This window comes from Rhizobium sp. IY2, assembly GCF_047532935.1.
Classification (GTDB): domain Bacteria; phylum Pseudomonadota; class Alphaproteobacteria; order Rhizobiales; family Rhizobiaceae; genus Rhizobium; species Rhizobium anhuiense.
Genome location: NZ_JBLKNU010000004.1, coordinates 184,691 through 209,961 on the forward strand (window position 1 = coordinate 184,691; position 25,271 = coordinate 209,961).

25 protein-coding genes are annotated in these 25,271 nt (G+C 60.9%); 18 read left to right on the forward strand and 7 right to left on the reverse strand.

What is annotated here, in order from left to right:
- The first annotated feature begins 56 nt into the window (after positions 1-56).
- Positions 57-1,307 carry a flavodoxin-dependent (E)-4-hydroxy-3-methylbut-2-enyl-diphosphate synthase gene (gene ispG, locus ACMUVN_RS16645; RefSeq protein ID WP_028756535.1) on the forward strand — a complete coding sequence of 417 codons (1,251 nt, stop codon included), beginning with the start codon at positions 57-59 and terminating at the stop codon, positions 1,305-1,307.
- A gap of 16 nt (positions 1,308-1,323) precedes the next feature.
- Entirely contained in the window at positions 1,324-2,385 is a 1,062-nt protein-coding gene (gene hisC / locus ACMUVN_RS16650; RefSeq protein ID WP_168333620.1) for a histidinol-phosphate transaminase, read from the forward strand.
- 135 nt (positions 2,386-2,520) lie between these two features.
- Here hisC and ACMUVN_RS16655 read toward each other — a convergent pair whose 3' ends face one another.
- Complete coding sequence (locus tag ACMUVN_RS16655) at positions 2,521-3,435, reverse strand: polyprenyl synthetase family protein (protein ID WP_168333621.1); 915 nt, start codon at positions 3,433-3,435, stop codon at positions 2,521-2,523.
- Positions 3,436-3,571: 136 nt separating this feature from the next.
- Between ACMUVN_RS16655 and mtgA the strand changes: the two genes are divergently transcribed.
- The 5 genes from mtgA (at position 3,572) to ACMUVN_RS16680 (ending at position 6,822) form a co-directional block, all read left to right on the forward strand.
- A complete protein-coding gene (gene mtgA, locus ACMUVN_RS16660) occupies positions 3,572-4,324 on the forward strand; it encodes a monofunctional biosynthetic peptidoglycan transglycosylase (protein ID WP_028756532.1) in 753 nt (250 codons plus the stop codon).
- Between the two features lie 222 nt (positions 4,325-4,546).
- Positions 4,547-5,269 carry a DUF1868 domain-containing protein gene (locus ACMUVN_RS16665; protein ID WP_028756531.1) on the forward strand — a complete coding sequence of 241 codons (723 nt, stop codon included), beginning with the start codon at positions 4,547-4,549 and terminating at the stop codon, positions 5,267-5,269.
- A 13-nt stretch (positions 5,270-5,282) separates the two neighbouring features.
- Positions 5,283-5,930, forward strand: a complete 648-nt coding sequence (locus ACMUVN_RS16670) for a glutathione S-transferase family protein (protein ID WP_028756530.1) — start codon at positions 5,283-5,285, stop codon at positions 5,928-5,930.
- Positions 5,931-6,085: 155 nt separating this feature from the next.
- Positions 6,086-6,271 (forward strand): 50S ribosomal protein L32, encoded by a 186-nt coding sequence (gene rpmF / locus ACMUVN_RS16675; RefSeq protein WP_003543812.1) that lies wholly within the window; start codon positions 6,086-6,088, stop codon positions 6,269-6,271.
- 143 nt (positions 6,272-6,414) lie between these two features.
- Positions 6,415-6,822 (forward strand): hypothetical protein, encoded by a 408-nt coding sequence (locus ACMUVN_RS16680; protein ID WP_028756529.1) that lies wholly within the window; start codon positions 6,415-6,417, stop codon positions 6,820-6,822.
- Here ACMUVN_RS16680 and phaR read toward each other — a convergent pair.
- The gene (gene phaR, locus ACMUVN_RS16685) at positions 6,817-7,389 is read right to left on the reverse strand and encodes a polyhydroxyalkanoate synthesis repressor PhaR (RefSeq protein ID WP_028756528.1); all 573 of its coding nucleotides are present in this window, start codon (positions 7,387-7,389) and stop codon (positions 6,817-6,819) included. The genes ACMUVN_RS16680 and phaR overlap by 6 nt on opposite strands.
- A 239-nt stretch (positions 7,390-7,628) precedes the next feature.
- On the opposite strand from phaR, the gene ACMUVN_RS16690 reads away from it, so the two are divergent.
- A complete protein-coding gene (locus ACMUVN_RS16690) occupies positions 7,629-8,810 on the forward strand; it encodes an acetyl-CoA C-acetyltransferase (protein ID WP_028756527.1) in 1,182 nt (393 codons plus the stop codon).
- 71 nt (positions 8,811-8,881) lie between these two features.
- Positions 8,882-9,607 (forward strand): beta-ketoacyl-ACP reductase, encoded by a 726-nt coding sequence (locus ACMUVN_RS16695; RefSeq protein WP_028756526.1) that lies wholly within the window; start codon positions 8,882-8,884, stop codon positions 9,605-9,607.
- Positions 9,608-9,689: 82 nt separating this feature from the next.
- On the opposite strand, the gene ACMUVN_RS16700 is transcribed toward ACMUVN_RS16695, so the two are convergent.
- The 3 genes from ACMUVN_RS16700 to ACMUVN_RS16710 form a co-directional block, all read right to left on the reverse strand.
- On the reverse strand, positions 9,690-9,848 hold the full coding sequence (locus ACMUVN_RS16700) for a hypothetical protein (RefSeq protein ID WP_168333622.1): 159 nt from the start codon (positions 9,846-9,848) through the stop codon (positions 9,690-9,692).
- Between the two features lie 192 nt (positions 9,849-10,040).
- Positions 10,041-10,298 carry a YMGG-like glycine zipper-containing protein gene (locus tag ACMUVN_RS16705; protein WP_018244057.1) on the reverse strand — a complete coding sequence of 86 codons (258 nt, stop codon included), beginning with the start codon at positions 10,296-10,298 and terminating at the stop codon, positions 10,041-10,043.
- A gap of 27 nt (positions 10,299-10,325) precedes the next feature.
- A complete protein-coding gene (locus tag ACMUVN_RS16710) occupies positions 10,326-10,481 on the reverse strand; it encodes a DUF3309 family protein (protein WP_017962528.1) in 156 nt (51 codons plus the stop codon).
- An 807-nt stretch (positions 10,482-11,288) separates the two neighbouring features.
- Between ACMUVN_RS16710 and ACMUVN_RS16715 the strand changes: the two genes are divergently transcribed.
- The 5 genes from ACMUVN_RS16715 (at position 11,289) to ACMUVN_RS16735 (ending at position 17,663) form a co-directional block, all read left to right on the forward strand.
- On the forward strand, positions 11,289-14,516 hold the full coding sequence (locus ACMUVN_RS16715) for a helicase-related protein (RefSeq protein WP_097543554.1): 3,228 nt from the start codon (positions 11,289-11,291) through the stop codon (positions 14,514-14,516).
- A 2-nt stretch (positions 14,517-14,518) separates the two neighbouring features.
- Entirely contained in the window at positions 14,519-14,923 is a 405-nt protein-coding gene (locus tag ACMUVN_RS16720) for an RNA-binding S4 domain-containing protein (RefSeq protein ID WP_028756524.1), read from the forward strand.
- Between the two features lie 193 nt (positions 14,924-15,116).
- A complete protein-coding gene (gene fdxA / locus ACMUVN_RS16725; protein WP_007632346.1) occupies positions 15,117-15,455 on the forward strand; it encodes a ferredoxin FdxA in 339 nt (112 codons plus the stop codon).
- A 393-nt stretch (positions 15,456-15,848) separates the two neighbouring features.
- Positions 15,849-16,421 (forward strand): CarD family transcriptional regulator, encoded by a 573-nt coding sequence (locus tag ACMUVN_RS16730; protein WP_003543775.1) that lies wholly within the window; start codon positions 15,849-15,851, stop codon positions 16,419-16,421.
- A gap of 378 nt (positions 16,422-16,799) precedes the next feature.
- Positions 16,800-17,663 (forward strand): RNA polymerase factor sigma-32, encoded by an 864-nt coding sequence (locus ACMUVN_RS16735; RefSeq protein ID WP_018244054.1) that lies wholly within the window; start codon positions 16,800-16,802, stop codon positions 17,661-17,663.
- A 153-nt stretch (positions 17,664-17,816) separates the two neighbouring features.
- On the opposite strand, the gene ACMUVN_RS16740 is transcribed toward ACMUVN_RS16735, so the two are convergent.
- Both ACMUVN_RS16740 and ACMUVN_RS16745 read right to left on the reverse strand, forming a co-directional pair.
- On the reverse strand, positions 17,817-19,361 hold the full coding sequence (locus tag ACMUVN_RS16740) for a M48 family metalloprotease (RefSeq protein ID WP_097543555.1): 1,545 nt from the start codon (positions 19,359-19,361) through the stop codon (positions 17,817-17,819).
- 387 nt (positions 19,362-19,748) lie between these two features.
- A complete protein-coding gene (locus ACMUVN_RS16745) occupies positions 19,749-21,287 on the reverse strand; it encodes an MDR family MFS transporter (protein WP_028756522.1) in 1,539 nt (512 codons plus the stop codon).
- A 116-nt stretch (positions 21,288-21,403) separates the two neighbouring features.
- On the opposite strand from ACMUVN_RS16745, the gene ACMUVN_RS16750 reads away from it, so the two are divergent.
- The 4 genes from ACMUVN_RS16750 to ACMUVN_RS16765 all read left to right on the forward strand — a co-directional run bounded on the left by ACMUVN_RS16750 (position 21,404) and on the right by ACMUVN_RS16765 (position 25,217).
- Positions 21,404-21,931 (forward strand): MarR family winged helix-turn-helix transcriptional regulator, encoded by a 528-nt coding sequence (locus tag ACMUVN_RS16750; protein WP_028756521.1) that lies wholly within the window; start codon positions 21,404-21,406, stop codon positions 21,929-21,931.
- Positions 21,932-21,994: 63 nt separating this feature from the next.
- Entirely contained in the window at positions 21,995-22,645 is a 651-nt protein-coding gene (locus ACMUVN_RS16755; protein ID WP_028756520.1) for a thiamine diphosphokinase, read from the forward strand.
- A gap of 2 nt (positions 22,646-22,647) precedes the next feature.
- Entirely contained in the window at positions 22,648-24,468 is a 1,821-nt protein-coding gene (locus ACMUVN_RS16760; protein ID WP_168333624.1) for an ABC-F family ATP-binding cassette domain-containing protein, read from the forward strand.
- Positions 24,469-24,587: 119 nt separating this feature from the next.
- Complete coding sequence (locus ACMUVN_RS16765) at positions 24,588-25,217, forward strand: DUF5666 domain-containing protein (protein ID WP_028758627.1); 630 nt, start codon at positions 24,588-24,590, stop codon at positions 25,215-25,217.
- Positions 25,218-25,271 lie beyond the last annotated feature (54 nt).

The window sequence follows — 25,271 nt, forward strand, 5'->3', positions numbered from 1 at the left end:
TCGCAAAACCGCTGCATACTTTTGCGCGACATGCTTTAGGGGTGCAAGAACTCTTCATGTTGTCAGCCGCCGATTTTGATCCGAAACCGCGCCGCGCTTCCGTTGCCGTCGATGTCGGCGGCGTCATCGTCGGCGGCGGGGCGCCGGTCGTCGTGCAATCCATGACGAATACCGATACGGCCGATATCGACTCGACCGTCGCGCAGGTCGCCGCCCTGTTCCGGGCTGGCTCGGAGCTTGTGCGTATCACCGTCGACCGTGACGAGAGTGCGGCTGCCGTGCCGAAGATCCGCGAGCGGCTGCTGCGGCTCGGCATGGACGTGCCATTGATCGGCGACTTCCACTATATCGGCCACAAGCTGCTCGCCGATCATCCCGATTGTGCCGCGGCGCTGGCGAAATACCGCATCAACCCCGGCAATGTCGGCTTCAAGGACAAGAAGGACAAGCAGTTCGCCGAGATCATCGAGATGGCGATCCGCCATGACAAGCCGGTGCGTATCGGCGTCAACTGGGGTTCGCTCGACCAGGATCTGCTGACGGCGCTGATGGACCAGAATGCCGCGGCCGGTTCGCCGCTTTCGGCCCGGCAGGTGACGCGCGAGGCGATCGTGCAGTCGGCGCTGCTTTCGGCAGCCCTTGCCGAGGAGATCGGCCTGCCGCGCAACCGCATCATCCTGTCGGCCAAGGTCAGCCAGGTGCAGGATCTGATCGCCGTCAATTCGATGCTCGCCGAACGCTCCAATCACGCGCTGCATCTCGGTCTGACAGAAGCCGGCATGGGCACCAAGGGCATCGTCGCCTCGTCGGCGGCTATGGGCTTCGTGTTGCAGCATGGCATCGGCGATACGATCCGCGTGTCGCTGACGCCCGAGCCGAATGGCGACCGCACCCGCGAAGTCCAGGTGGCGCAGGAGATCCTGCAGGTCATGGGCTTCCGCCAGTTCATACCGGTCGTTGCCGCCTGTCCGGGCTGCGGACGCACGACCTCGACGGTGTTCCAGGAGCTTGCCCAGAACATCCAGAACGACATTCGCAAGAACATGCCGGTCTGGCGCGAAAAGTATCCCGGAGTCGAGGCGCTGAACGTCGCCGTCATGGGCTGCATCGTCAACGGGCCGGGTGAAAGCAAACATGCCGATATCGGCATTTCGCTTCCCGGCACCGGCGAGACGCCGGCCGCCCCTGTTTTCATCGATGGCCGTAAGGCGCTGACGCTGCGCGGCCCCAATATCGCCGCCGACTTCGAGGCGCTTGTCGTCGATTATATCGAGAAGCGTTTCGGCCAGCGGACGGCGGCGGAATGAACGCCTTCGAGTTCGAATGAGCCGGTATTGGTCTGATATCGTCAGCAATCTTCGGCCCTATGTCGCCGGAGAGCAGCCGCGTATCGCCGGCTTGGTCAAGCTCAACACCAACGAGAATCCCTACGGGCCGTCTCCGAAGGCACTCGAGGCAATCCGGCAAGCGACGGACGATCGTCTGCGGCTCTATCCTGATCCCGCGGCGACGGAATTGCGCGAGACGATCGCCGCCCGTTTCGGCCTGATGGCGGAAGAAGTATTCGTTGGCAACGGCTCCGACGAGGTCCTCGCCCTCGCGTTTCAGGCGCTGTTGAAACACGAACGGCCGCTTCTCTATCCCGATGTGACCTATAGCTTCTACCCGACATATAGCCTGCTATACGATGTCGAAGCGATCGAAGTGCCTGTCGATCACGGGTTCCAGATCCGACTGGCGGATTACGACAGGCCGTGCGGCGCGATCATCATCCCCAATCCGAATGCACCGACCGGGATCGGCCTGCCGCGTGCCGACATAGAGGCGCTTGTCGCCGCTCACCCGGATGCGGTCGTCGTGATCGACGAGGCCTATGTCGATTTCGGCGGCGAAAGCGCCGTCCCGCTCATTTCAAAATATCCCAATCTGCTTGTCATTCAGACCCTGTCGAAATCCCGCTCGTTCGCAGGCCTGCGCGTCGGCTTCGCGCTGGGGCAGCGGGAACTGATCGAGGCGCTGGTGCGCGTCAAGGACAGTTTCAATTCCTATCCGCTCGATCGCCTGGCGCAGGTCGCCGCGACGGCGGCGATCAAGGACGAGGCGTGGTTCGAGACATGCCGGAGGAAGCTTATCGCCAGCCGGGAAAACCTCGTCTCCGAACTCCAAGCGCTGGATTTCGAGGTCTTGCCGTCCCAGGCGAATTTCGTTTTCGCAAGGCACCAAAGTCAGTCGGGTGCAGCGCTTCTCACCGCCCTGCGCGAGCGGAACATTCTCGTCCGGCTTTTTGCCAAGCCGCGTATTTCGGACTTCCTGCGGATCAGCATCGGCACGGACGAGGAATGTGCCCGCCTGGTTTCGGCTCTCACGGAAATATTGGCAGCCTGACCTGGAAAGGGATAGAGCGGTTCAGCTTTTAACGGAAGCGCAGAACCACTCTATTCCTTTGTTTTACGTAATTCCCGGTAAAAACGCTTCGCGCTTTGCCTGGGAAAACCGCTTCGCACTTTTCCCGGAATTGCTCTAGCTCTTCCGGTCGGCGATGAAATGCGCCGCAGCGGTAAGGGTCGAGGCACGGGCGCCGTAAGGGGTAAGCAGCGCCTCGGCATCGCGGACATGCTGGTGGAGCTGGCGCTCGGCCCATTCCATACCGCGCAGGGCGACGAGCGTTCCCTTGCCCCGGGCTGCGTCCTTGCCGGTCGCCTTGCCCATAGTCTCGGTGTCCGAAGTCAGGTCAAGAATGTCGTCGGCCAGCTGGAAGGCAAGGCCGATCTTTTCGCCGAAGGCGCGCAGGCGGCGGCGGTCTTCCGGCGCACTTGCCGAGATGATGGCGCCGGCTTCGCAGGCGAAGCGGATCAACGCGCCCGTTTTCATCGCCTGCAGGCGGATGATGCCGGCCTCGTCAGGGGCTTGTTTTTCCGCTGCCAGATCGAGGGCCTGGCCGCCGGCCATGCCGCCAAGACCGGTGGCGCGGGCAAGGGCCAGCACCAGCGATGCCTTGCTGGTATCGGGAAGCGCCGTTTCCGGCGCGGCGACGATATCGAAGGCGTAGGTCAGCAGGCCGTCGCCGGCGAGGATCGCGGTCGCTTCATCGAATTTAATGTGTACCGTTGGTTTGCCGCGGCGCAGGTCGTCATCGTCCATGGCCGGCAGGTCGTCATGGACGAGGGAATAGCAGTGGACGCATTCGAGTGCCGCGCCGACGCGAAGTGCTGCCTCAGCGTTGCCGCCGAGAAGGGCAGCGCTTTCGACGACCAGGAATGGGCGCAGCCGCTTGCCGCCGTTCAGCACGGCATAATGCATGGCATCGCGCAGCCTTTCGGGCCTGGCGATTTCATCGGAAAGGATGCTTGGTGAAAGCAATGCGTCGAGCAGCGCCTCGATCTCGTGGGCGTTGTTCTTCAGCCTCGTTTCGAAAGTGTCCCGGTTCGCGTCCATGGGCGCTGTTTGGCATGAGCGCCCCTGGGCTTGCAACGGAATTGTCGATGACAGCGGCAAGATTCACCACGCACTCTGGCATAAGCTCTGTACAGGCGCTATGAGAACGAGAGGAGCGAAATCGGACTGGGGAACATTGGATATAGCGCCGGAGAGAGAGGACAGCGTCGACATGCCGGTTCGTCGGCAATGGTTCGGAGATCGGCGGTTCGGAGATCGGCGCGTGTTGAAACGCATTGTTCTTGCCGTCCTGGTCTTTCTGATCCTTCCCTACGCGTTGATCTTTTTCTATCTGCTGCCCTTCATTCACCCCGTCTCGACGCTGATGCTGCGCGATCTTCTTCTGCTGCGCGGTTACGACAGGCAATGGGTGTCGCTGGATGACATCGCCCCGGTCGTGGTGCAGTCGGTGATGATGTCGGAGGACGGGCAATATTGCTTTCACGGCGGCGTCGACTGGGCTGAAATGCGCATGCTGGTCGAGGATACGCTGAAAGGCCAGGCGACGCGCGGCGGCAGCACCATCCCGATGCAGACGGCGAAAAACCTCTTCCTCTGGAACAGCCGCTCCTTTGTGCGCAAGGCGCTGGAGCTTCCACTTGCGGTCGCCACGGATTTCGTCCTGTCGAAACGGCGGCTGATGGAAATCTATCTCAATATCGCCGAATGGGGCCCCGGCATCTACGGCATCGAGGCGGCCGCCCAGCATCATTTCAAGGTGCCGGCCTCGAAGCTGACGCGGCGCCAGGCATCGCTGCTAGCCGTCTCGCTGCCGAACCCGATCGACCGCAATGCCGGCAAGCCCGGACGCGGCCTTCGCCGGCTTGCCGGCGTGATCGAGAGGCGTGCGCAAGGTTCGGGCGATTACATCAAGTGCATCTATGATTGACATCAGAGATTGACATCAGAACTTGTCGTCAGAACAGGATGATTTTAGGCCAGGGGCGGCCTGAAATCTGAATCCTGTTCTAAATTATATTGTGAGAGCGTGATGTCATGAGAAAACCGCGCACACTTTTCGGCCTCATGCTCTAGAGGCGGTAAGCGTCATCTGACATTCTTGGTTCTGCCATATGGACGGATGCAGTCCAACCAGAGCCCCGATTCGCCCATGACCATCACGACATTTTCGCCCGAGCTTCTCTCTTATTCGAAGACGCACAATCCGAACCCGCCCGCCCATCTCGGCAGCCGCTATCGCAAAATCGGCGGCTTTCTCCCGGAAGCCGGCAACACCATAGTCTGCCATATCGAGAAGGGTTCGCAGACGCAGATGGCGCTGATCGAGGCGCGCGAGACATATCTGGCCATGCCCGAGGCTCCGCAGTTCCTCTTTACGCCGATATCAAGTCTTCACATGACACTTTTCGAAGGCGTCATCGAAACCCGGCGCCGGCAGGATTGCTGGCCGGGCGATCTGCCGCTCGATACGCCGATCGAAGACATGACCGAGTTGATGGCGGCCAGGCTCGAAGGTTTCTCGATGGCTGACCCCTTCAGGGTCGCGATCGTCGAAGCTCGCCCGTCGGGCCTGCTCGTCGACGGGGCGACGGAGACGGACCGCAAGGTCATGCGCGCCTGGCGCAACGCGCTGGCCGATCTTCTCGGCTATCGCCAGCCGAACCACGAGGATTATAAGTTCCACATGACCTTCGCCTATGCGGTCGAACGGCTTGAGGACGAAGCCTTGCCGCGCTGGCAGGCGATGCTCGATGACGTGGCCGAGGATATCCGCCGCAAGGCTCCCGTTTTCGAGCTTACCCCGCCGGCATTCTGCGTGTTCGAGGACATGAACCATTTCCACGAATTGCTGATCTTTGATTTCGAAGCCTGAACGGAGGAGGCCCATGGACAAACCGACGCTCTATATCGCCAACAAGAACTATTCCTCCTGGTCGTTTCGGCCCTGGATGGCGCTGACGGGCGTCGGCATCGATTTCGAGGAAGTCCTGATCCCCTTCGATTATCCTGGTGGCAATCCCCATATCAAGGCGGTTTCGCCGACCGGGCGAGTGCCGCTTCTCAAGCACGGCGCGTTGAAGATCTGGGAATCGCTGGCGATCATCGAATACGCCGCCGAGCTTTATCCGGAGGCCGGCCTTCTGCCTGGGGATCGGGCCGAGCGGGCGCTTGCCCGTTCGGTTTCGATGGAAATGCTCTCGAGCTTTCGGGCGCTGCGCAACGCCTGCCCGATGAATATCCGCCGGCCGAAGGCCAAGATCGCATTGCCGGATGGTGTCGACGCCGATATCAGCCGCATCGAGACAATCTGGCGCGACCTGTTGCAGCAATCCGGCGGACCGTTTCTCTTTGGTGCGTTCAGCGGGGCGGATGCGATGTTTGCGCCCGTCGTCAACCGCTTCGACATTTATGATCTCGTCAGCCGAAACGATACGCTGGCCTATATGGAGACCATGAAGGCGCATCCGGCCTGGCGAAAATGGGAAGAGGCGGCCCGCGCGGAGCCTTGGATCGTGCCGGAAGACGAAGTCTGAGCCCGGAATCATCGGCTTCGCAAAAAATACGCATGGGGACTGGTCAAGGCCACCCCTTGCATGTATAAGCGCGCCAAATTCCGAAATCGCGACATGTCCGTTTCGGCCGCCAGTCTGGCCGTGGGAATGTTTTGCCCGCAAGTGGAGTAAGAGAAATGGCTGTACCGAAGAGAAAAACAAGCCCGTCCAAGCGCGGTATGCGCCGTTCGGCAGATGCACTGAAGGCTCCGACCTATGTCGAAGACAAGAACTCCGGCGAACTGCGCCGCCCGCACCATATCGACCTGAAGACCGGTATGTATCGCGGCCGCCAGGTTCTGACGCCGAAGGAAAGCGCATAATTTCCTGATCCGGCTTGTCCGATCGAAAGTTTCAAGGCCGGCGTCACGCCGGCCTTTTCTATTTCGACGGTATAATATTTGCAATGACTTGCGGTCTGGCAGCGGTTTGCGGCAGTATTCTTCTTGCGCTGAGGAGACTGCCGATGATAGCCGCAATGCCGCTGATGATTATCCCGTTTATTCTTTACAATCTGGCGATGCTGGGCCTGATGGGCGATGGCGGCATTCCGGCCCTGCAACATGATGTCATCGTGCTGTCGATGATCTCGGGCGCGATCTGGAGCATGGCGCTCGGCGATCTGTTCATCGTCATCGCCCTTGTCGTGCTGTTCTTCGAAATCCTCAAGGCGACCAGAACCGGCCCCGGCAATCTCGTCAACCATATGTTGTCGATGCTGGTGTTCATCGCCTTCCTGGTCGAGTTTCTGCTCGTCCGGGATGCTGCGACGCAGGTATTCTTCATTTTGATGACGATCGCCCTGATCGATGTGATCGGCGGTTTTGCCGTCTCGATCCGGAGCGCCGGGCGTGATGTCTCGATCGGATTATAGGTTGTCGAGTTTGTTCTGAAGGGCGCGGAGCTGTTCCTTCAGCTCATCGATATCCTTGGCCTCGGCCTTGCGGCTTTCCTTGGCAGGCGGCGTCATGAAGGGCGAGAACATCTGCATCGCCTGCTGAAACAGCTCGGTGTTGCGGCGAACCTGATCTTCGACCATCTGCATCGGCAATTGCAGGTTCTTGCCGAGCGGCGTCTCGCCGAAGGCGCGGTTCACCTGCTCGCGCATCTGCGACTGCTGTTCGGTGAAGGCGCGCATCGAATGTTCGAGAAAGCTCGGCACCACCATCTGCATCTGGTCGCCGTAATAGGTGATGAGCTGGCGCAGGAAGGAGATCGGGAGCAACGTGTTGCCGGTCTTCGATTCCTGTTCGAAAATGATCTGGGTCAGCACCGAATGGGTGATGTCATCTCCGCTTTTTGCATCCTGTACGGTGAAGTCTTCGCCTTTCTTCACCATCTCCGCCAAGTCTTCCAGCGTCACATAGGTGCTGGTGCCGGTGTTGTATAGGCGGCGATTGGCGTATTTCTTGATAACGATCTGACCCTCATGCTTCGCCATATCAGTCTCCTGAACCCCCGTCTGATTTATGGATCTTCCTCCACTTGAGACTGTAAACGCAAAAGAAGGCCGGTGACAATCTCTTTGTGCGATGCGGCAAACCTTTAACAGAGCAGATGAATCGGGCTTGGGAGCGCTTCGGCTGAAAAATGGCGGCAGCCGGTCTTCGCGTTTGACTTGTGCTCCAAGCTTTGCCAGTTTCTCCTTATGTAAGTGAGACGAAAACGAGGAGCGTCCCCATGAGCAATTCATCCATCGTCATCGCCAGTGCAGGGCGAACAGCAGTCGGCTCGTTCAACGGCGCTTTCGCGACGGTCCTCGCGCATGAGCTCGGGGCGGCGGTCATAAAGGGGGCGCTCGAGCGCGCCGGCGTCGATGCCGGCGAGGTGGATGAGGTGATCCTCGGCCAGGTGCTTGCCGCCGGCGAGGGCCAGAACCCGGCCCGCCAGGCGGCGATAAAGGCCGGCATTCCGAAGGAGGCGACTGCCTGGGGCGTCAACCAGCTCTGCGGCTCGGGCCTGCGCGCGGTCGCGCTCGGCATGCAGCAGATCGCCACCGGCGACGCCAAGATCATCGTTGCCGGCGGCCAGGAATCCATGTCGATGGCCCCGCATGCCGCGCACTTACGCAGCGGCGTCAAGATGGGCGACATGAAGATGGTCGACACGATGATCAAGGACGGTTTGACCGACGCCTTCCATGGTTATCACATGGGCATCACCGCCGAAAATGTCGCGCGTCAGTGGCAGCTGTCGCGCGACGACCAGGATCAGTTCGCCGTGGCTTCGCAGAACAAGGCGGAAGCGGCGCAAAAGGCCGGCCGTTTTGCCGACGAGATCATCCCCTACGTCATCAAGACACGTAAGGGCGACGTTACGGTCGATGCCGACGAATATATCCGTCACGGCGCCACACTGGAAGCGATGGGGAAATTGCGCCCGGCCTTCGACAAGGACGGCACTGTGACGGCCGCGAATGCATCCGGCCTTAACGACGGCGCCGCTGCGGCGGTGCTGATGAGCGAAGCGGAAGCCGTCCGGCGCGGCATCCAGCCGCTCGCCCGCATCGTTTCCTGGGCAACGGCGGGCGTCGATCCTTCCATTATGGGCACCGGGCCGATCCCGGCTTCGCGCAAGGCGCTCGAAAAGGCCGGCTGGTCGGTGAACGATCTCGATCTCGTCGAAGCGAACGAAGCTTTCGCGGCGCAAGCCTGCGCTGTCACCAAGGATCTCGGATGGGACCCGGCGATCGTCAACGTCAATGGCGGCGCGATCGCGATCGGCCATCCGATCGGCGCGTCCGGCGCGCGCGTTCTCAACACACTGCTGTTCGAAATGAAGCGCCGCGGCGCCAAGAAGGGTCTCGCCACGCTCTGCATCGGAGGCGGCATGGGTGTGGCCATGTGCTTTGAAGCACTTTAAATAGCATACGATCCAGGATTGATTGAAAATCCCGCCATGCGGCGGGGCGAAAAACAAAAGGGGAGCGAAGCATGAGCAGAGTGGCTGTGGTCACCGGGGGTACACGCGGCATCGGCGCGGCAATATCCATGGCATTGAAAAATGCCGGATACAGGGTCGCGGCCAGCTATGCCGGCAACGACGAGAAGGCCAAAGCCTTTCACGATGTCACCGGCGTTCCGGTGTTCAAATGGGATGTTTCCGACTACGCTGCCTGCGGCGAAGGGATCGCCAGGATCGAAAGCGAGATCGGGCCGGTCGAAATCCTCGTCAACAATGCCGGCATCACCCGCGACGCGATGTTCCACAAGATGACGCCGCAGCAGTGGCACGAGGTGATCAATACCAACCTCACCGGCCTGTTCAACATGACGCATCAGGTCTGGACCGGCATGCGCGATCGCGGCTTCGGCCGCATCGTCAATATCTCGTCGATCAACGGCCAGAAGGGCCAGATGGGCCAGGTGAATTATTCGGCGGCCAAGGCGGGCGATCTCGGCTTCACCAAGGCGCTGGCCCAGGAAGGGGCAGCCAAGAACATCACCGTCAACGCCATCTGCCCCGGTTACATCGGCACGGAAATGGTGCTTGCCGTGCCGGAGAAGGTGCTGAACGAACGCATCATTCCGCAGATCCCCGTCGGCCGTCTCGGCGAGCCGGAAGAGATCGCGCGCTGCGTCACCTTCCTCGTCTCCGACGATGCCGGCTTCATCACCGGTTCGACGCTGACGGCCAATGGCGGACAGTTCTTCGCCTAATTATTCCTTTAAACGGTTATACGCAGATTCAAAGCGATGGCGCGTCCGGCAGGACGCGCCATCGCTTTGATCATTTACGGGATTAAGAGCGGCGGTCGGCATTCGGTTGCCGCTCTGTCCGAACCTTGACCGGTACTTTCCGCAGCGAGCGATCCTGGCTGCTAAGGGCTGTTATCGCAGTCGTCAGAAAGGCCGATGCGATGAGAACGGCGACAAGGGAATTCAGGAAAATCTGGATCATGAAAGCGTTCCTTTCCGGTGCGCCGGGCGGCTGTGCCTGTCCGTTGCGCTGGTGAAGGAAATATGTGCCTGCCTGTTGGGTAGCAGTAGGTGTGGCTTTCATAACCGATTGTCAACGTCTCGTTGACGGATGCGGCAGGCCAAAAAAACGGGCGCAGAAGCGCCCGTTGGGAGTCCGATATGGTTTTGCCGATTAGCGGCAACGAGCCTCGTAGCGGCGGCCGTAGCGGTCGCGATAGACGCAGTAGCCGCGGCGTTCGACCGAGTGGCCGATGAGAGCGCCGGTTAGACCGCCGGCCACGGCGCCGACGGCGGCACCGCCCCAGCTGTTGGTGACGACACCGCCGATGACCGCACCGGTGCCGGCGCCGATCGCCGTACCTTGCTCGGTTGCTGTGCAGGATGCCAGAGCGCCGACCAGCGCACCAATAAGAACAATCTTCTTCATCATGTCGTAACTCCCCAGGTTCGTTGGCCTTTAGATGCGGCCCATTAGTACAAGGATAATGATAATCACGAGAACTAGCCCCAAACCGCCAGAAGGTCCATAGCCCCAGCCACGGCTGTAACCCCAATTCGGCAAGGCTCCGATCAAGAGCAGAATGAGGATAATTAGAAGTATCGTGCCAAGCATGGTGTGTTTCCTTCATTTCATCCGCAATTTGGATGGACCAGAAACACGCATTGGCGATTTTTGTTCCCGGTTAAGCTTGGAAATGTGACAAGGGCGTGATTCACGGTTAATTTCCGTCATCTCGGAAAATTGCCGCTATGGTTAAAATTACATTTAAATACAATATGTTGCGGTGAACAAAGAGGGAAAGCCGCGGTGTCGCCGATTCGTCAGCGATTCGTTCCGCTTTTGATCGACCCATCGCGATTGGCCGCCTTGACTTAACGCTGTCTGAATCCGGCTTCAAAAAGATTAATGCCTATGCCAGGAGGCGGGCGAAGAGTTCCGCTGCCGATTCCGCATCTAGCGTCCGGACCTGGTGATGCCACCAGATTTGGTCGTGAACGAAAGGCGAAAACCGCGGAGTCAGCGATTCGTCTCCGATTCGTTCCGGCTTTGGTCGAGAGGTTAATTTCGGGACGCTCTCGCCTGTTCAAAATCGGCGCGGGAATCGTCGCTCACGACGGCGAAAATGCGAATGGGAGGGAGTCTCGCGATTCAGCATCTAGTGGGAAAAAGTGATTCAAAATCAATACTTAGCCGTGAACAAAAGCTGAATCAGCTGGAGTCAGCGATTCGTCGCTGATTCGTTCTCACGCTGTTCCGAATCGTGAATTCAGACGTTCCACAAGACTCGCAAAGGTCGTAATCCCCGGTGCATTTTGAAATCTGCCCTTGCGTTTGCGGCGGCAGCTGTCCATGTGTTCTTTAGCTTCCCTCGTGGGGCTGAGATTTTCCTGGGGCCACCCGCCTCATTTGCATGGACCCATGACTCTGACTTCGCAGCCGATGATTCTGAGTGGACGCGGTGTGACCGCGGTGCTCGGACCGACCAATACCGGCAAGACCCATTATGCCATCGAGCGCATGGTCGCGCACGGGACCGGCGTGATCGGCTTGCCGCTCAGGCTGCTGGCGCGCGAGGTCTATACGCGGGTGGTGGAGAAGGTCGGCGTGCAGAATGTGGCGCTGGTCACCGGTGAGGAAAAGATTTCGCCGCCCAATGCGCGTTTTTCCGTCTGTACCGTCGAGGCGATGCCGCGTGAGACCAAGGCCGCCTTCGTTGCCATCGACGAGGTTCAGCTCGCCGGCGATCTCGAGCGCGGTCATATCTTCACCGACCGCATCCTGCATCTTCGCGGCCGTGAGGAAACGCTGCTGCTTGGCGCGGCGACGATGCGGCCGATCCTGCAGCAGCTCCTGCCGGGCATCACTGTCGTCGAGCGGCCGCGGCTTTCGCATCTTTTCTATGCCGGCCAGAAGAAGATCACCCGGCTGCCGCAGCGTTCTGCCATCGTCGCGTTTTCGGCCGACGAGGTCTATGCCATCGCCGAGCTCATCCGCCGCCAGCGTGGCGGCGCGGCTGTCGTGCTCGGCGCGCTCAGCCCGCGCACCCGCAATGCGCAGGTCGCACTCTATCAGGCGGGCGACGTCGAATATCTGGTGGCGACCGATGCGATCGGCATGGGCCTCAACCTCGATGTCGATCACGTCGCCTTTGCCCAAGACCGGAAATTCGACGGTTACCAGTTCCGCAATCTCAATCCGGGCGAACTCGGCCAGGTCGCCGGGCGCGCCGGGCGGCACGTGCGGGACGGGACCTTCGGCGTCACCGGACAGGTCTCGCCCTTCGACGATGAATTGGTGCAACGTATCGAGGGGCACGAATTCGACAACGTCAAGGTTTTGCAATGGCGCACGACTGAGATGGACTTCTCCTCGATTCAATCCTTGCGGACAAGCCTTGAGGCGGGACCGCGCGTGCCGGGACTGACGCGAGCGCTGCCTGCTGTCGACCAGCAGGCGCTGGAACAGCTTTCGCGTTATCCAGAGGTCATCGATCTCGCCGACAGGCCGGCGCGCGTCGAAAAACTCTGGGAGGCTTGCGCGCTTCCCGATTACCGGCGTATCACTCCTGCGCAACACGCCGATCTTATCTCGACCCTCTTTTCCGATCTCGTCCGCTATGGCACGGTGAATGAGCAGTTTCTCGCGGAGCAGGTGCATCGCTCCGATCGGACAGATGGGGAAATTGACACGCTTTCGGCGCGAATCGCGCAGATAAGGACCTGGACCTACGTTTCGAATCGGCCTGGCTGGCTTGCCGATCCGACACACTGGCAGGAAAAGACGCGGGAAATCGAAGATCGATTGTCCGACGCGTTACATGAAAGGTTGACGAAACGCTTTGTTGATCGCAGGACATCTGTGCTCATGAAGCGCCTGAGAGAGAATGCGATGCTGGAAGCTGAAATCAGTGTGAATGGTGATGTCTTCGTTGAAGGACATCATGTAGGGCAATTGAGCGGATTCCGTTTCACGCCGGTGGCGGGAACGGACGGACCGGATGCCAAGGCGGTTCAGGCTGCGTCGCAGAAGGCGCTCGCGCTCGAATTCGAAGCCCGCGCGGCGCGGATGCATGCCGCCGGCAATAGTGATCTGGCGATCGGCTCGGATGGGTTGATTCGTTGGCTGGGCGACCCGGTGGCGCGGCTTTCGGGCAGTGATCACGTCATGCGTCCGCGCGTGCTTCTGCTGGCCGACGAGCAGTTGACGGGCAATGCCCGGGATCACGTTGCGGCCCGCATCGAACGCTTCGTCAACCATCATATCAGCACGGTGCTGAAACCGCTCGATGATCTGTCGCGCGCCGAGGATCTGCAGGGTCTTGCCAAGGGGCTTGCCTTCCAGCTCGTCGAAAATCTCGGCGTGCTGTTCCGACGCGACGTGACCGAGGAGGTGAAGTCGCTGGACCAGGATGCCCGCGCCTCCATGCGCCGCTACGGCGTGCGTTTCGGCGCCTATCATATCTTCGTTCCGGCACTTCTGAAGCCGGCGCCGGCCGAGCTCATCACGCTGCTCTGGGCGCTGAAGAACGACGGTCTCGACAAACCGGGCTACGGCGATCTCATTCCCGTGCTTGCCGCCGGCCGCACCTCCGTAGTCACCGACCCGAGCTTCGAGCGGATGTTCTATAAGCTCGCCGGCTTCCGGTTCCTCGGCAAGCGTGCCGTGCGAATCGACATCCTGGAACGGCTTGCCGACATCATCCGTCCGCTGCTGCAGTGGAAGCCCGGTCAGAATAATCGTCCGGAGGGCGCCTATGACGGCCGCCGTTTCACGACGACGACGGCTATGCTGTCGATTCTTGGTGCGACGCTCGAGGACATGGAAGAAATCCTCAAGGGTCTCGGCTATCGCGCCGATGCCGTGAAGGCGGAAGAGGCATCGGCACATCTTGCGGCGCAGGATGCGGCCTCAGTGCCCGCCGCCACCGCGGAAACGTCGGCGGATGAGACAGCCGAAAAGGCCGATCACGACGATGCCGACGGGGCGGCGGAAGAGACTGCTGCCGAAGCGCCCGCAACCGAGGCGGCGCCCGTGGCTGCCGACGCGCCCGTGGCCGAAACGGTCCAAACCCCTGCTCCTGTCGAAGCAGCCGAGACAGCCGCTTCGGTGGAAGCGTCTGCCGAGACGGCGGTATCCGCTGCTGAGGACGCCGGCGAGCCGGTCGAACCGAAGCCGGTTCTTCTGTGGCGTCTCGGCGGCCGCAACGACAATCAGCGCCAGGCGCGCGGCGGGCATGGCGAACGCCGTGGCGGCCAGGGTCAGGAGCGCGGTCAGAACCAGGAACGCGGCGACCGCAATCGTCGGCCGGGCGGCGGTGAAGGCGGCGAGGGCAATCGCGGCGAAGGCCGTGACAACAATCGCAACAATCGCGGCAAGGACGGCGGCGGTCGTGATGGCGGCCGGCCGCAGCAGGCAAGGGGCGATCGCAACAATCAGCCACGGGGCGATCAGCCGCGCGGCGACCGGCAGGACCGTGGTGACCGCAAGGATCGTGGTGACCGCAACGATCGTAACGACCGCAACAACAATCGCGGCGGCTCGCAGCCGCTGCGCTTCGAGGCCAAGCCGCCGCGCAAGGAGAAGCCGATCGATCCGGATTCGCCTTTCGCCAAGCTCGCGGCTCTCAAGGAGCAGATGAAGAAGTAATCATGAGCGCGGAGACACAGCCGACAAGCGGTTCGCGCCAGCGCATCGACAAGTGGCTGTTCTTCGCGCGCATGGTGAAGTCGCGTTCATTGGCGCAGAGCCAAATCCAATCCGGCCATGTGCGCATCAACGGCGAACGCTGCAGCCATCCGAGCCAGATGGTCAAGCCGGGTGACCGTATCGAGATGACGCTGGAACGGCGCGACGTCGTTCTCGTGGTGCGCCTCGCCGGTGAGCGGCGGGGACCTTACGAGGAGGCGCGCCTGCTGTATGACGACCAATCGCCGCCGCCTGATGAGGCAAAACGTCTCACGCCCTACGAACAGGCGATCCGGGCGACCGGTACCGGCCGTCCGACCAAAAAGGAAAGACGTGCAATCGACAGGCTGATGTCGGACGAGGATTAGAAAACTCTGTCTGCGCTGGCGGCTTTTGCAGATCGTTTATCCTTGAAATCCGGCGCCAAAGCCGATAGGTCACTGTCAACCTGCCGGAAGCGTGCTTGCCGCCCAAGCCTGCCCACGCTTTTCCTCCGGCACGGGGATAGGCGCGACGTTCCAGGTTGCCCGGCCCCACCGCATGGAAATCCTGGAGTTCTTCATGACCTATGTCGTGACCGACAATTGCATCAAGTGCAAATACACCGATTGCGTGGAAGTCTGCCCTGTCGACTGCTTCTATGAGGGCGAGAACTTTCTCGTCATTCATCCCGACGAATGCATCGATTGCGGCGTCTGCGAACCCGAATGTCCCGCCGAGGCGATCAAGCCCGATACCGAGCCGGGTCTCGACAAATGGCTGAAGATCAATACCGAATATGCGACGATCTGGCCGAATATCACGGTCAAGAAGGAGCCGTTGCCTGAGGCCAAGGAAATGGATGGCGAGACCGGAAAATTCGAGAAGTATTTCTCCGAGAAGCCCGGTTCCGGCGATTGAGACAGCGCCCACATTCGGCCTCCGAATTCGGGCGGCTGCGGGGCGAAACGTTTTAAAAGCTGCGTGAGGCATATGGGTGACATGTGTTGCCCGCATGACTCAAGCGAAGCAAATTATTGATTTCCTCATATTTTTATGATAGGTTTCGTCTACTGTTCCATTTGTGGCATGACGCATGCCCAAAACCATCACGAAAGCAAAACAAATCCGTACGCGGTTTCCGTGACATATCAACGCTTTGAGCGCCGGGTCCCAAGATCGTGCGCAAAAAGTCTTTGCTTTTGCCCGATAGGACCAGAGTGAAGTCACCCGACGGATACTACCGTCTCACCCGGGCCTGACTGACCCGGCTCCGGCCGCCGCCGGATGCGTAACAGGGAGTTTTTGAATAGAATGACGACTCAGCAGAAAAAGCCTTCTACAGCACGTCACGGCTTCAAGACCGGTGAATCGATCGTCTACCCCGCTCATGGCGTCGGTACCATCACCGCTATCGAAGAGCAAGAAGTTGCCGGCATGAAGCTCGAACTTTTCGTTATCGATTTCGAGAAGGACAAGATGCGTCTGAAGGTTCCGGTCGCGAAGGCCATGAGCATCGGTATGCGCAAGCTTTCGGAAACGGATTTCGTCGAGCGTGCTTTGAAGGTCGTGCAGGGCAAGGCGCGCGTCAAGCGCACCATGTGGTCCCGTCGCGCCCAGGAATATGATGCCAAGATCAATTCCGGCGACCTGATTTCCATCGCTGAGGTCGTGCGTGATCTCTATCGTGCCGAGAACCAGCCCGAACAGTCCTATTCCGAGCGTCAGCTTTATGAGGCTGCGCTCGATCGCATGGCGCGCGAAATCGCCGCCGTCAACAAGATGTCGGAAACCGAAGCCGTCCGTCTCGTCGAGACCAATCTCAACAAGGGTCCGAAGCGCGGAAAGGCAATCGAAGAAGACGATTCGCAGGACGAAGCCGCATAAGGCGAGCCTGTTTTCCTGTCAAAAAACCCGGCCTTCGCGCCGGGTTTTTTTATTGGAACTTTTTCCCGACTGCCGCGTTTAACACACGTAATTGCGGACTGCTCGCGGGCAATGGCCTCGACGGGCGAACTGCTATTCCGTCAATGTTCGATGAGGAGCGGATCATGCCTTTTCAATATTGCCCATCCGGCAACGTGAAGAAACAGGTCCAGCCCGGCCGTCTTAGCGGCACATGATGAGAAATAGGGCCTCCCCCTGAAAAGTCCAGGGGCGGGGCCTTTATGCATTCAGAACCCCATTCAGTCTGGAACAGCGATGTTCCGGAAGGTGCGTTTTATTGTTCATTTTAGGGCGAGAGGCCTGTTTCAGGAGATCGAAATGAAGAACATGTCTGCAGATCGGCGCATGATCAAAATCGCGATGGCCGCCCCCTATCTCGCCCGTCAGGAAGAGCACGATCTTGCCACTCGTTGGAAGGATCACGACGATCGCGGTGCCCGCAACCAGATCGCCATGGCCCATATGCGCCTGGTCATCTCTATGGCCGGCAAGTTCCGCAACTTCGGCCTGCCGATGAGCGATCTCGTGCAGGAGGGCTATGTCGGGCTGCTGGAGGCCGCCGCCCGCTTCGAACCGGAACGCGACGTGCGCTTTTCGACCTATGCAAGCTGGTGGATCAGGGCTTCGATCCAGGATTATATCCTGCGCAACTGGTCGATCGTGCGCGGCGGCACGAGTTCGGCGCAGAAGGCGCTGTTCTTCAATCTGCGTCGCCTGCGCGCCAAGCTCGCCAAGGGTGACACGCAGCTGACGCTGCAATCCATTCACCAGGAAATCGCCGCTGCCCTCGGGGTCAGCCTCGCCGATGTACAGACCATGGATGCCAGGCTTTCTGGCAACGATGCCTCGCTGCAGGCGCCTTCGGTTTCCGGCGATGCCGAGAGTGCGGAGAAGATGGATTTCCTCGTCAGTGACGATCCCCTGCCGGATGAGCAGGTTTCCAACATGATCGACGGCGAGCGCCGCCGCGTCTGGCTCGCCTCGGCGCTGAAACATCTCAACGAACGCGAGATGAAGATCATCAGTGCCCGGCGTCTGGCGGAGGACGGAGCCACGCTCGAAGAACTCGGCGCCGACCTCGGCATTTCCAAGGAACGCGTGCGTCAGATCGAAAGCCGGGCGATGGAGAAGCTTCGCAGCGCGCTCGTCAGCGCCGATCCGCATATGGCCGCCTATGCTTGAACCCAAAGCGCGTCGCGATCCTTCAGATTCGCTCCTCGCGCTTCAGGTCTTTGTTTTACGCATGTCGTTATCGTAAAACCGCTGCACAGTTTTGCGCGACATGCTTTGTCCCCTCCAGCAGCACAGACTGGCCCGGCGTAAGCCGGGCCTCTTTTATTCGGCGATGATCTTGACGCGGTCGCCCGGTGAAACGGCTGCGCCCGTGGGCAGGGCGTTGATGAGCTTGAAGAGATCGAGCTTGCGGTCGGTGCCCATCATGCGGGCGGCGAGCGTCGAGATGTTCTCCCCCGGCCGGACGGTGACGACGCGGATGCGCAGCGGCTTCAGCGAGGCTGCCTCTGCCGGCGTCATACGCCGGAAACTCGCACGCAGGACATTGGCCGTCGGCTCAAGGGCGTCACTGCCTTTCGGCACGGCGGTCAGGAAGCGGAAGATTTGCGAATTGTTGCGGATCACGGTGACATCGAAATCCCAGCGGTCGGCGCTTGCGCGCGCGGTGGCTGCTTCCATGCCGTTGATGGTGATCGGCTGGATGGTCGAGGGGTCGAGACCGGTCACCCAGCCGCTGGAGATATAGTTGGTGAGGCTCTGGTTCTGATTGTCGGCGACGCCGTCGAAGCGGACGGCGATGTCGTTCGGGCCGGTGGCCATCACGGCTTCGACCTTGTTGTCGATGTGGAAATCCGGTGGCACGTCGAAGCGGATCCCGAGACCGCCATGCAGGAAGGTCTGGCCGCGCACATAGCCTTCCTCCGGGCTATCGCCGTAGAGCAGTCCATCTATGCCATCGAGATAATAATCGCGGCCCTTGTCGCCGACGGAACCTTCCTGGCCGAAAGCGCGGGCGTGGGTGCGGGCAAGCTCGATGCGCTGGGCGGAGTTCGGGTGGCTCGACAGGAAGTCGAGGCTCTGGTCGGCTTCGGGATCGACCGACATGAAGCGGCTGTATGCCGCCATCGAATCGAGGAAACGGGCTGCGGCATAGGGATCGTAGCCGGCTTCGCCGAGCATGCGCACGCCGATGACATCGGCTTGCAGCTCCTGCTGGCGGGAGAAGGCGGCGAGCCGCAGCTTGCCGCGGGCCAGCGCCTGCTTGCCTGCGATGTCGCTGGAAAGCACCTCGGCGACGACGCGGCTGGCGATGACCTCAGCCTCTTCGCGCTTCTGCCGCTCGATGCCGTGGTTCGCCGTCACATGGCCCATCTCGTGCGACAGCACGGCGGCGACTTCCGAGGCGTCGTTGGCAAGGGCGAGCAGGCCGCGGGTGACATAGAGATAACCGCCCGGCAGCGCAAAGGCGTTGATCGCCGGCGAATTCAGGATGGTGATGCGGTAGGACTGGCTCGGATTTTCCGACACCGCCGTCAGCGCGCCGGCGATGCGGGCAACGAGGCGTTCGGTCTTGGCATCCTTGTATTCGCCGCCGTAGCTTGCCACGATGCGCGGATGCTCACGGGCGCCCATCGCCGCGCGCGGGTCGTTCTTCTGCACCTCGTCGACGATCTGCGGATTGGAAGAAGGCGAAACACTCGGCTGATAGGATTGGTCAATCAGCGATTGACAGCCATTCAGCGCCATTGCGAGGGCTGAAAGCAGCATTAGGCGACGCGGGAAGCGCCGCGGCGTGGAGATGGCATCACTGGAAAGCGCGGGCGATTTCCACGTCGTCAAGCTGTCCAGTCTGTTTCTCCGCATCATGTCGCTGTTTTGCCGGTTTGCCGCAGATTCAAACCGACCGTGGCAAGGGGAATTCAACAGGTGCGCACCCCTGATCTCGCGCTGCACAATCGGCCGATACAAGTCCTTGCTGTAGCTGATTTACGCATCGGTTGCATAGCGAGACTCTGTTTAAATGTGGCGCCGTTGCATTTTGGCAAGCCTCGGGCATTGAGGCCTCCCTTCGCTCGGATGAAATTATGGCGAAAGTTCCGTCGCAGAGGGGAGATTCGTCAACGGCGCGGAAAAAGAACGGGCCGATTGAATTAACCGGCGCGGCCGCGACAGCCATGCGCGAAAAGCGCAACCAGAAATATGTTCTTTGTGAGGGAGCGCCTCTTGGTGAGGCATTTCCGCGGGGCGATTCGACTATTCGGCAGCTTCCGCCGTCGCCGCTTGCGGCTTCTCCGTCTCGCCGGCGCGGGGCAATTGCACTGGCTTCAGCATGATGGCAGCCACAAGGCCGATCAGCGCAATGGCGCAGGAGGTCATGAAGAGCGGCGAGAAAGCGGCAGCATAGATATCGGCCACGGCCTGGCGGCTTGGCTCGGGAAGGGCAGCCATCATCTTTGGCGTCAGTTGCTCGATATCGGTGACGCCGGGAATGGAAATGCCGACCGTGCCGAGCCCAGAGGCAATGATCGCGCCGTAGATCGAGATGGCGATCGAAGCGCCTCCCATGCGCGACAGCGTCACCGAGCCGGTGGCCGCACCGACGTCGCGGGCCGGTGCTGCATTCTGCACGCCGATGATGGGAACCTGCTGGGCAAGGCCGATGCCGATACCGTGCAGCATCATGATCGCGCCGATGAAGGCGATCGGCGTTCCCGCATGGACCTGCGACAATAGCGCAAAGGCGGTGGCGCTGCAGGTGAGGCTTGCGATGGCGAAGGGCTTGTAGCGCCCCGTCCTCGAGATGATGCGGCCTGCCGTCAACGATCCGCAGACGAGGCCGCCGGTCAGGAGGATGAAGAGCAGGCCGGCGGCGGACGGTGAAAGGCCTGTGGTGGTCTGCAGGAAGAGGGCGAGATAATTGACCATGCCGATGGCGATGGCGCCGCCCATGATCGAGATCACCAGGAGCAGGCTGAAGGTCGAATTGCGAAAGAGCTGCAGGGGAACGATCGGCTCCGGCGCGCGGCGCTCCGTGAAAACCCAGATGACGGCACAGATCACACCGAAGGCGACGATGCCGACGCTCTGGGGTGAGATCAATGCGCCGAACAGTTCGCTGCTGTCGGTGGCAAGCACGATGCTTGTCGTCGTCATGGCAAGCAGAAGTGCACCTGCATAGTCGATCTTCGGTCGGCGATGCGGTTTTCGGTACGGCAACATGAAAGCAAGGCCGGCAAGTACGATGAAGCCGATCGGCACATTGACGAGGAAGATCGAGCGCCAGCCGAAGAGATCGCTCATCGTACCGCCGAGCACCGGGCCGATCGCACCAGATGCCATCAGCACGAGGCTGGAATAGCTTTGATAGCGCGCCCGCTCGCGCGGCTCGAACAGATCGGCGTTGACGGCGAAGATCGACACCATGATGCCGCCGCCGCCAAGGCCCTGCAGCACACGGGCGGCGATCAGCGTGTCCATCGAGACCGCAAGGCCGCAGACCGCTGAGCCGACGGTGAAGATCGTGATCGCCGTCATCATCACATATTTGCGGCCGAAGAGATCGCCGAGCTTGCCGTAAAGCGGCATGACGGCGCTCAGCGACAGGAGATAGGCCGAACCGATCCAGCCGAAGCGCTCGAGATGGCCGAATTCGCCGACGATCGTCGGCAGCGCCGTGGAAACGATCTGATTATCCAGCGTCGCCATGAACATGGCCGTCATCAGGAAGAAGAACAGGATAAGCCGGCGACGAGGATCGGTCACGAGCGGCGCAGGCACGAATTGCATGTCCATGGGAGCGTCATTCCGGGTTTGATGAGCTTTTATGTGCTAACAGCATATAATTGTCAACAGCACATTATTGACATCAGCATGTTCAAATTCCGCATCGGCTCTGTTATGGTCTCGTCATGAGTGACGTGCTGACCAAGACCATTTCCGCGCAATCCGCCACGCCGAATGAGGAAAACGTGCCTCGTATCGGCCGCAGCATGGCGCGCATGCGATTGATGACCGGTCGGCGGCTGATCGGTCGGCTGGCGATCCAGAGTGCCGCACCGGGCCTTGAACTTTCGCATCTCGATGTGCTCGATGCCGTGCGGAGGGCGCAGCCTGCCGGCGAGGTCACGGTCGGCATGATCGCGGAGATGCTGCGCATCGATCCGTCACGGGCAAGCCGCGTGGTGGCCGACATGGTCGGGCGCAACGTCCTGCGCCGCGAGGCCTCGCAGGCCGACGCGCGGCGGATCGTTGTCGTCATGACCGAGGTCGGCCAGGCTCTGCTTGCCGAGATCGTCGCGCAGAAGCTCGCGATCATCTCCGAGATCGTCGCCGACTGGCCGCAGGAAGATATCGATCGCTTCGCGATACTTTTCGAGCGTTTCATCGGCGGTTACGAGGCGGTCTTCCTGTCGCGCGACAAGGATACGCCGGGCTGAGGCGAGGCACGTCGTTCGGCGCCCCTTCCCCTCGACCCCCCGTTTGCGCTAAGGGCAGTGCCCATGAGCCAATCCACCTTCACCATTCTCCTTGGCGGCGAACTCAGCCTGACGGAGCGCCTGCGGCATGCCATCGGCGACAGCCGCTTCATTGCGGCCGATGGCGGGATGCGGCATGCGGCAGCACTCGGCATTATGCCCGAGCTCTGGGTCGGCGATTTCGATTCGACGCCCGCCGATCTCGAGGATGCATTTCCCGATGTGCCGAAACAGCCTTATCCCGCAGCGAAGGCGGCGACCGATGGCGAAATCGCAGTGTCGGAAGCGATCGCGCGCGGTGCGCGGCGGCTGATTCTGGCCGGTGCGCTCGGCGGCGAACGCTCGGACCATGCGCTTCAGCATCTGCTGTCGGCCGTCAGCCTGGCGGAAGAGGGCTTCGACGTGCTGCTGACCTCGGGCAAGGAAGAGGCCGTGCCGTTGATTGCCGGGACGATCGAACTGGACCTTCCCAAGGGCAGCCTGTTTTCCGTGCCCGGGTTCAGCGAGCTGATCGGGCTTTCCATCGAGAATGCGCGTTATCCGCTGGCCGATTTTCATCTGCCTTTCGGCTCGTCGCGCACCATTTCCAACGTCGCGGAAGGCAAGGTTCGCTTTTCGCTCCGCAGCGGCCAGGCGATCGTGCTCGCCAGGCCCTATGATCTTTCCGGAGTCTGATTTTGGCCCCTCCCATTCTGAAACTCGACGATATCTTCCTGAGCTTCGGCGGTGCACCGCTCCTCGCGGGGGCGGCGCTGCAGATCGAGCCTGGTGACAAGATCTGTCTCGTCGGCCGCAACGGCTCGGGAAAATCGACGCTGCTGAAGATCGCCGCCGGCCTGGTCGAGGCACAGTCCGGCGAGGTCTTCCGCCATCCGTCCTCGACGGTGCGTTATCTCGAACAGGCGCCGGATTTTGCCGGCTTCAACACGGTTCAGGCCTATGCCGAGGCCGGTCTCGGGCCGGGCGATGATCCTTACCGCGTCACCTATTTGCTCTCCCATCTCGGGCTGACCGGCGAGGAAGATCCGAAGACCCTTTCCGGCGGCGAATCGCGCCGGGCCGCCCTTGCCCGCGTCCTGGCGCCGGAGCCCGACATTCTCCTGCTCGACGAACCGACCAACCATCTCGACCTTCCCACAATCGAATGGCTGGAAGGCGAGTTGCAGAAGACCCGCAGCGCTTTGGTGCTGATCTCGCACGACCGGCGTTTTCTCGAAAAGGTCTCGACCGCAACCGTCTGGCTCGACCGCGGCACCTCACGCCGGCTCGACAGGGGCTTTGCGCATTTCGAAGCCTGGCGCGACCAGGTGCTGGAGGCCGAGGAGCTGGAGCAGCACAAGCTCGGCAAGGCGATCGAGCGCGAGGAGCACTGGTTGCGCTATGGCGTCACGGCGCGACGCAAGCGCAACATGCGCCGCCTCGGTGAACTGCAGACGATGCGCTCGCAATATCGTGGCCACAAAGGGCCACAAGGTACCGTGCAGGCGACCGTTTCGGACGCGCAGGAATCCGGCAAGCTGGTGATCGAGGCCGACAAGATCACCAAGAGCTTCGGCGACCGGACAATCGTCATGCCCTTCTCGATCCGCGTGCATCGCGGTGACTGCATCGGTCTGGTCGGGCCGAACGGCGCCGGCAAGACGACGCTGTTGAAGATGCTGACCGGGCAGCTTTCCCCGGATAGCGGCACGATAAAGCTTGGCACCAATCTGGAGATCGCGACGCTCGACCAGAAGCGCGAGGATCTCGATCCCGAGAATACGCTTGCCAACTACCTGACGGACGGGCGCGGCGAAAACCTGCTCGTCAACGGCGAGCAGCGTCATGTTACCGGCTATATGAAAGAGTTCCTGTTCCAACCGGAACAGGCGCGGACGCCGATCAAAAGCCTCTCCGGCGGCGAGCGCGCCCGGCTGATGCTGGCACGTATCCTCTCGCGTCCGGCGAACCTCCTGATCCTCGACGAGCCGACCAATGATCTCGATATCGAAACGCTCGATCTGCTGCAGGAAATCGTCGCCGGCTTTCCCGGCACCGTCATTCTCGTCAGCCACGACCGCGATTTCCTCGACCGCACCGTGACCTCGACGATCGCGCCTGCCGTGCCGGATGCGCCTGACGGTCGCTGGATCGAATATGCCGGCGGCTATTCCGACATGCTTGCGCAGCGCAAGGGCGCGCTTGAGGAGCGCAAGAGGGCGGAGAAAGCGGCGGAGAAGCCGAAGACGCAAGAGGCAGCGCCGTCCGCAGGAAGTGCCAAGACCAAGCTTTCCTTCAAGCAGAAATTCGCGCTTGACAATCTGCCGAAGGAGATGGCGAAAGCCGAAGCCGAGATCGCCAAGCGCGAACAGGCGATGGCCGATCCCAATCTGTTTACGCGCGATGCCGCGGCCTTCAACCGGCTTGCCGCCGAGATGGAAAAACTGCGCTCCAGCCTGACCAAAATGGAGGAGGAGTGGCTGGAGCTCGAAATGCTACGCGAAGAGCTGGAAGGCTGAGGCTTCCCAAACGCGCCGGCTCACCTTTCCTTGATTCGCCAGTTGATCGTCGTGCGGCATAGAGTGCCGCCCGGCAGCCGGGGATATTGCCGATCGCAATGGCGACAAGGAAAAGTCATATGTCTCGCAAGCCCAATTCCAAAATTTTCACAACCCTTGCCGCCGGCGGCATTGTCGCGCTTGCCCTATCGCAGGCCGTCGAGGCGCAGGATAGCCAGCGCGTCCGCATTCGCGGCGCCATCGAAAGTCTCAGCGGTGATCAACTCGTTGTCAAGACGCGCGAAGGCAGCGATGCGACGATCACGCTGAAAGCCGGCTGGAAAGTCGGCGGTATCCGGAAAGCCTCGGTCGAGGATATCAAGCCCGGCGATTTCGTCGGCGTTGCCTCACTTCCGAAGGGCAACGGCCCGGATGGGGCGATCGAAGTGCTGATCTTTCCGGCGTCGATGAAAGGCACCGGCGAGGGCAACCGTCCCTGGGATGCGCAGCCGAACAGCCAGATGACCAACGCGACCGTCAGCAACGCCGTCAAATCCGTCGAAGGCCACACGATCACGCTGACCTATCAGGGCAAGGAAAAGACCATCACGATTGCCGATGCGACACCGATCGTGACACTGGCGCCGGCGACCAAGGATGATTTGAAGACTGGCGCCGGCGTTATCGTCACCGGCGAGAAGGCGGCTGACGGCAGTATCTCGGCCAGCCAGGTGGCTGTCGGCCTCAACGGCATCACGCCGCCGATGTGAGCAGCCGGCTCATATCTTTATCTTAACGCATTCCCTTCTGCCAAAACCGCTCCA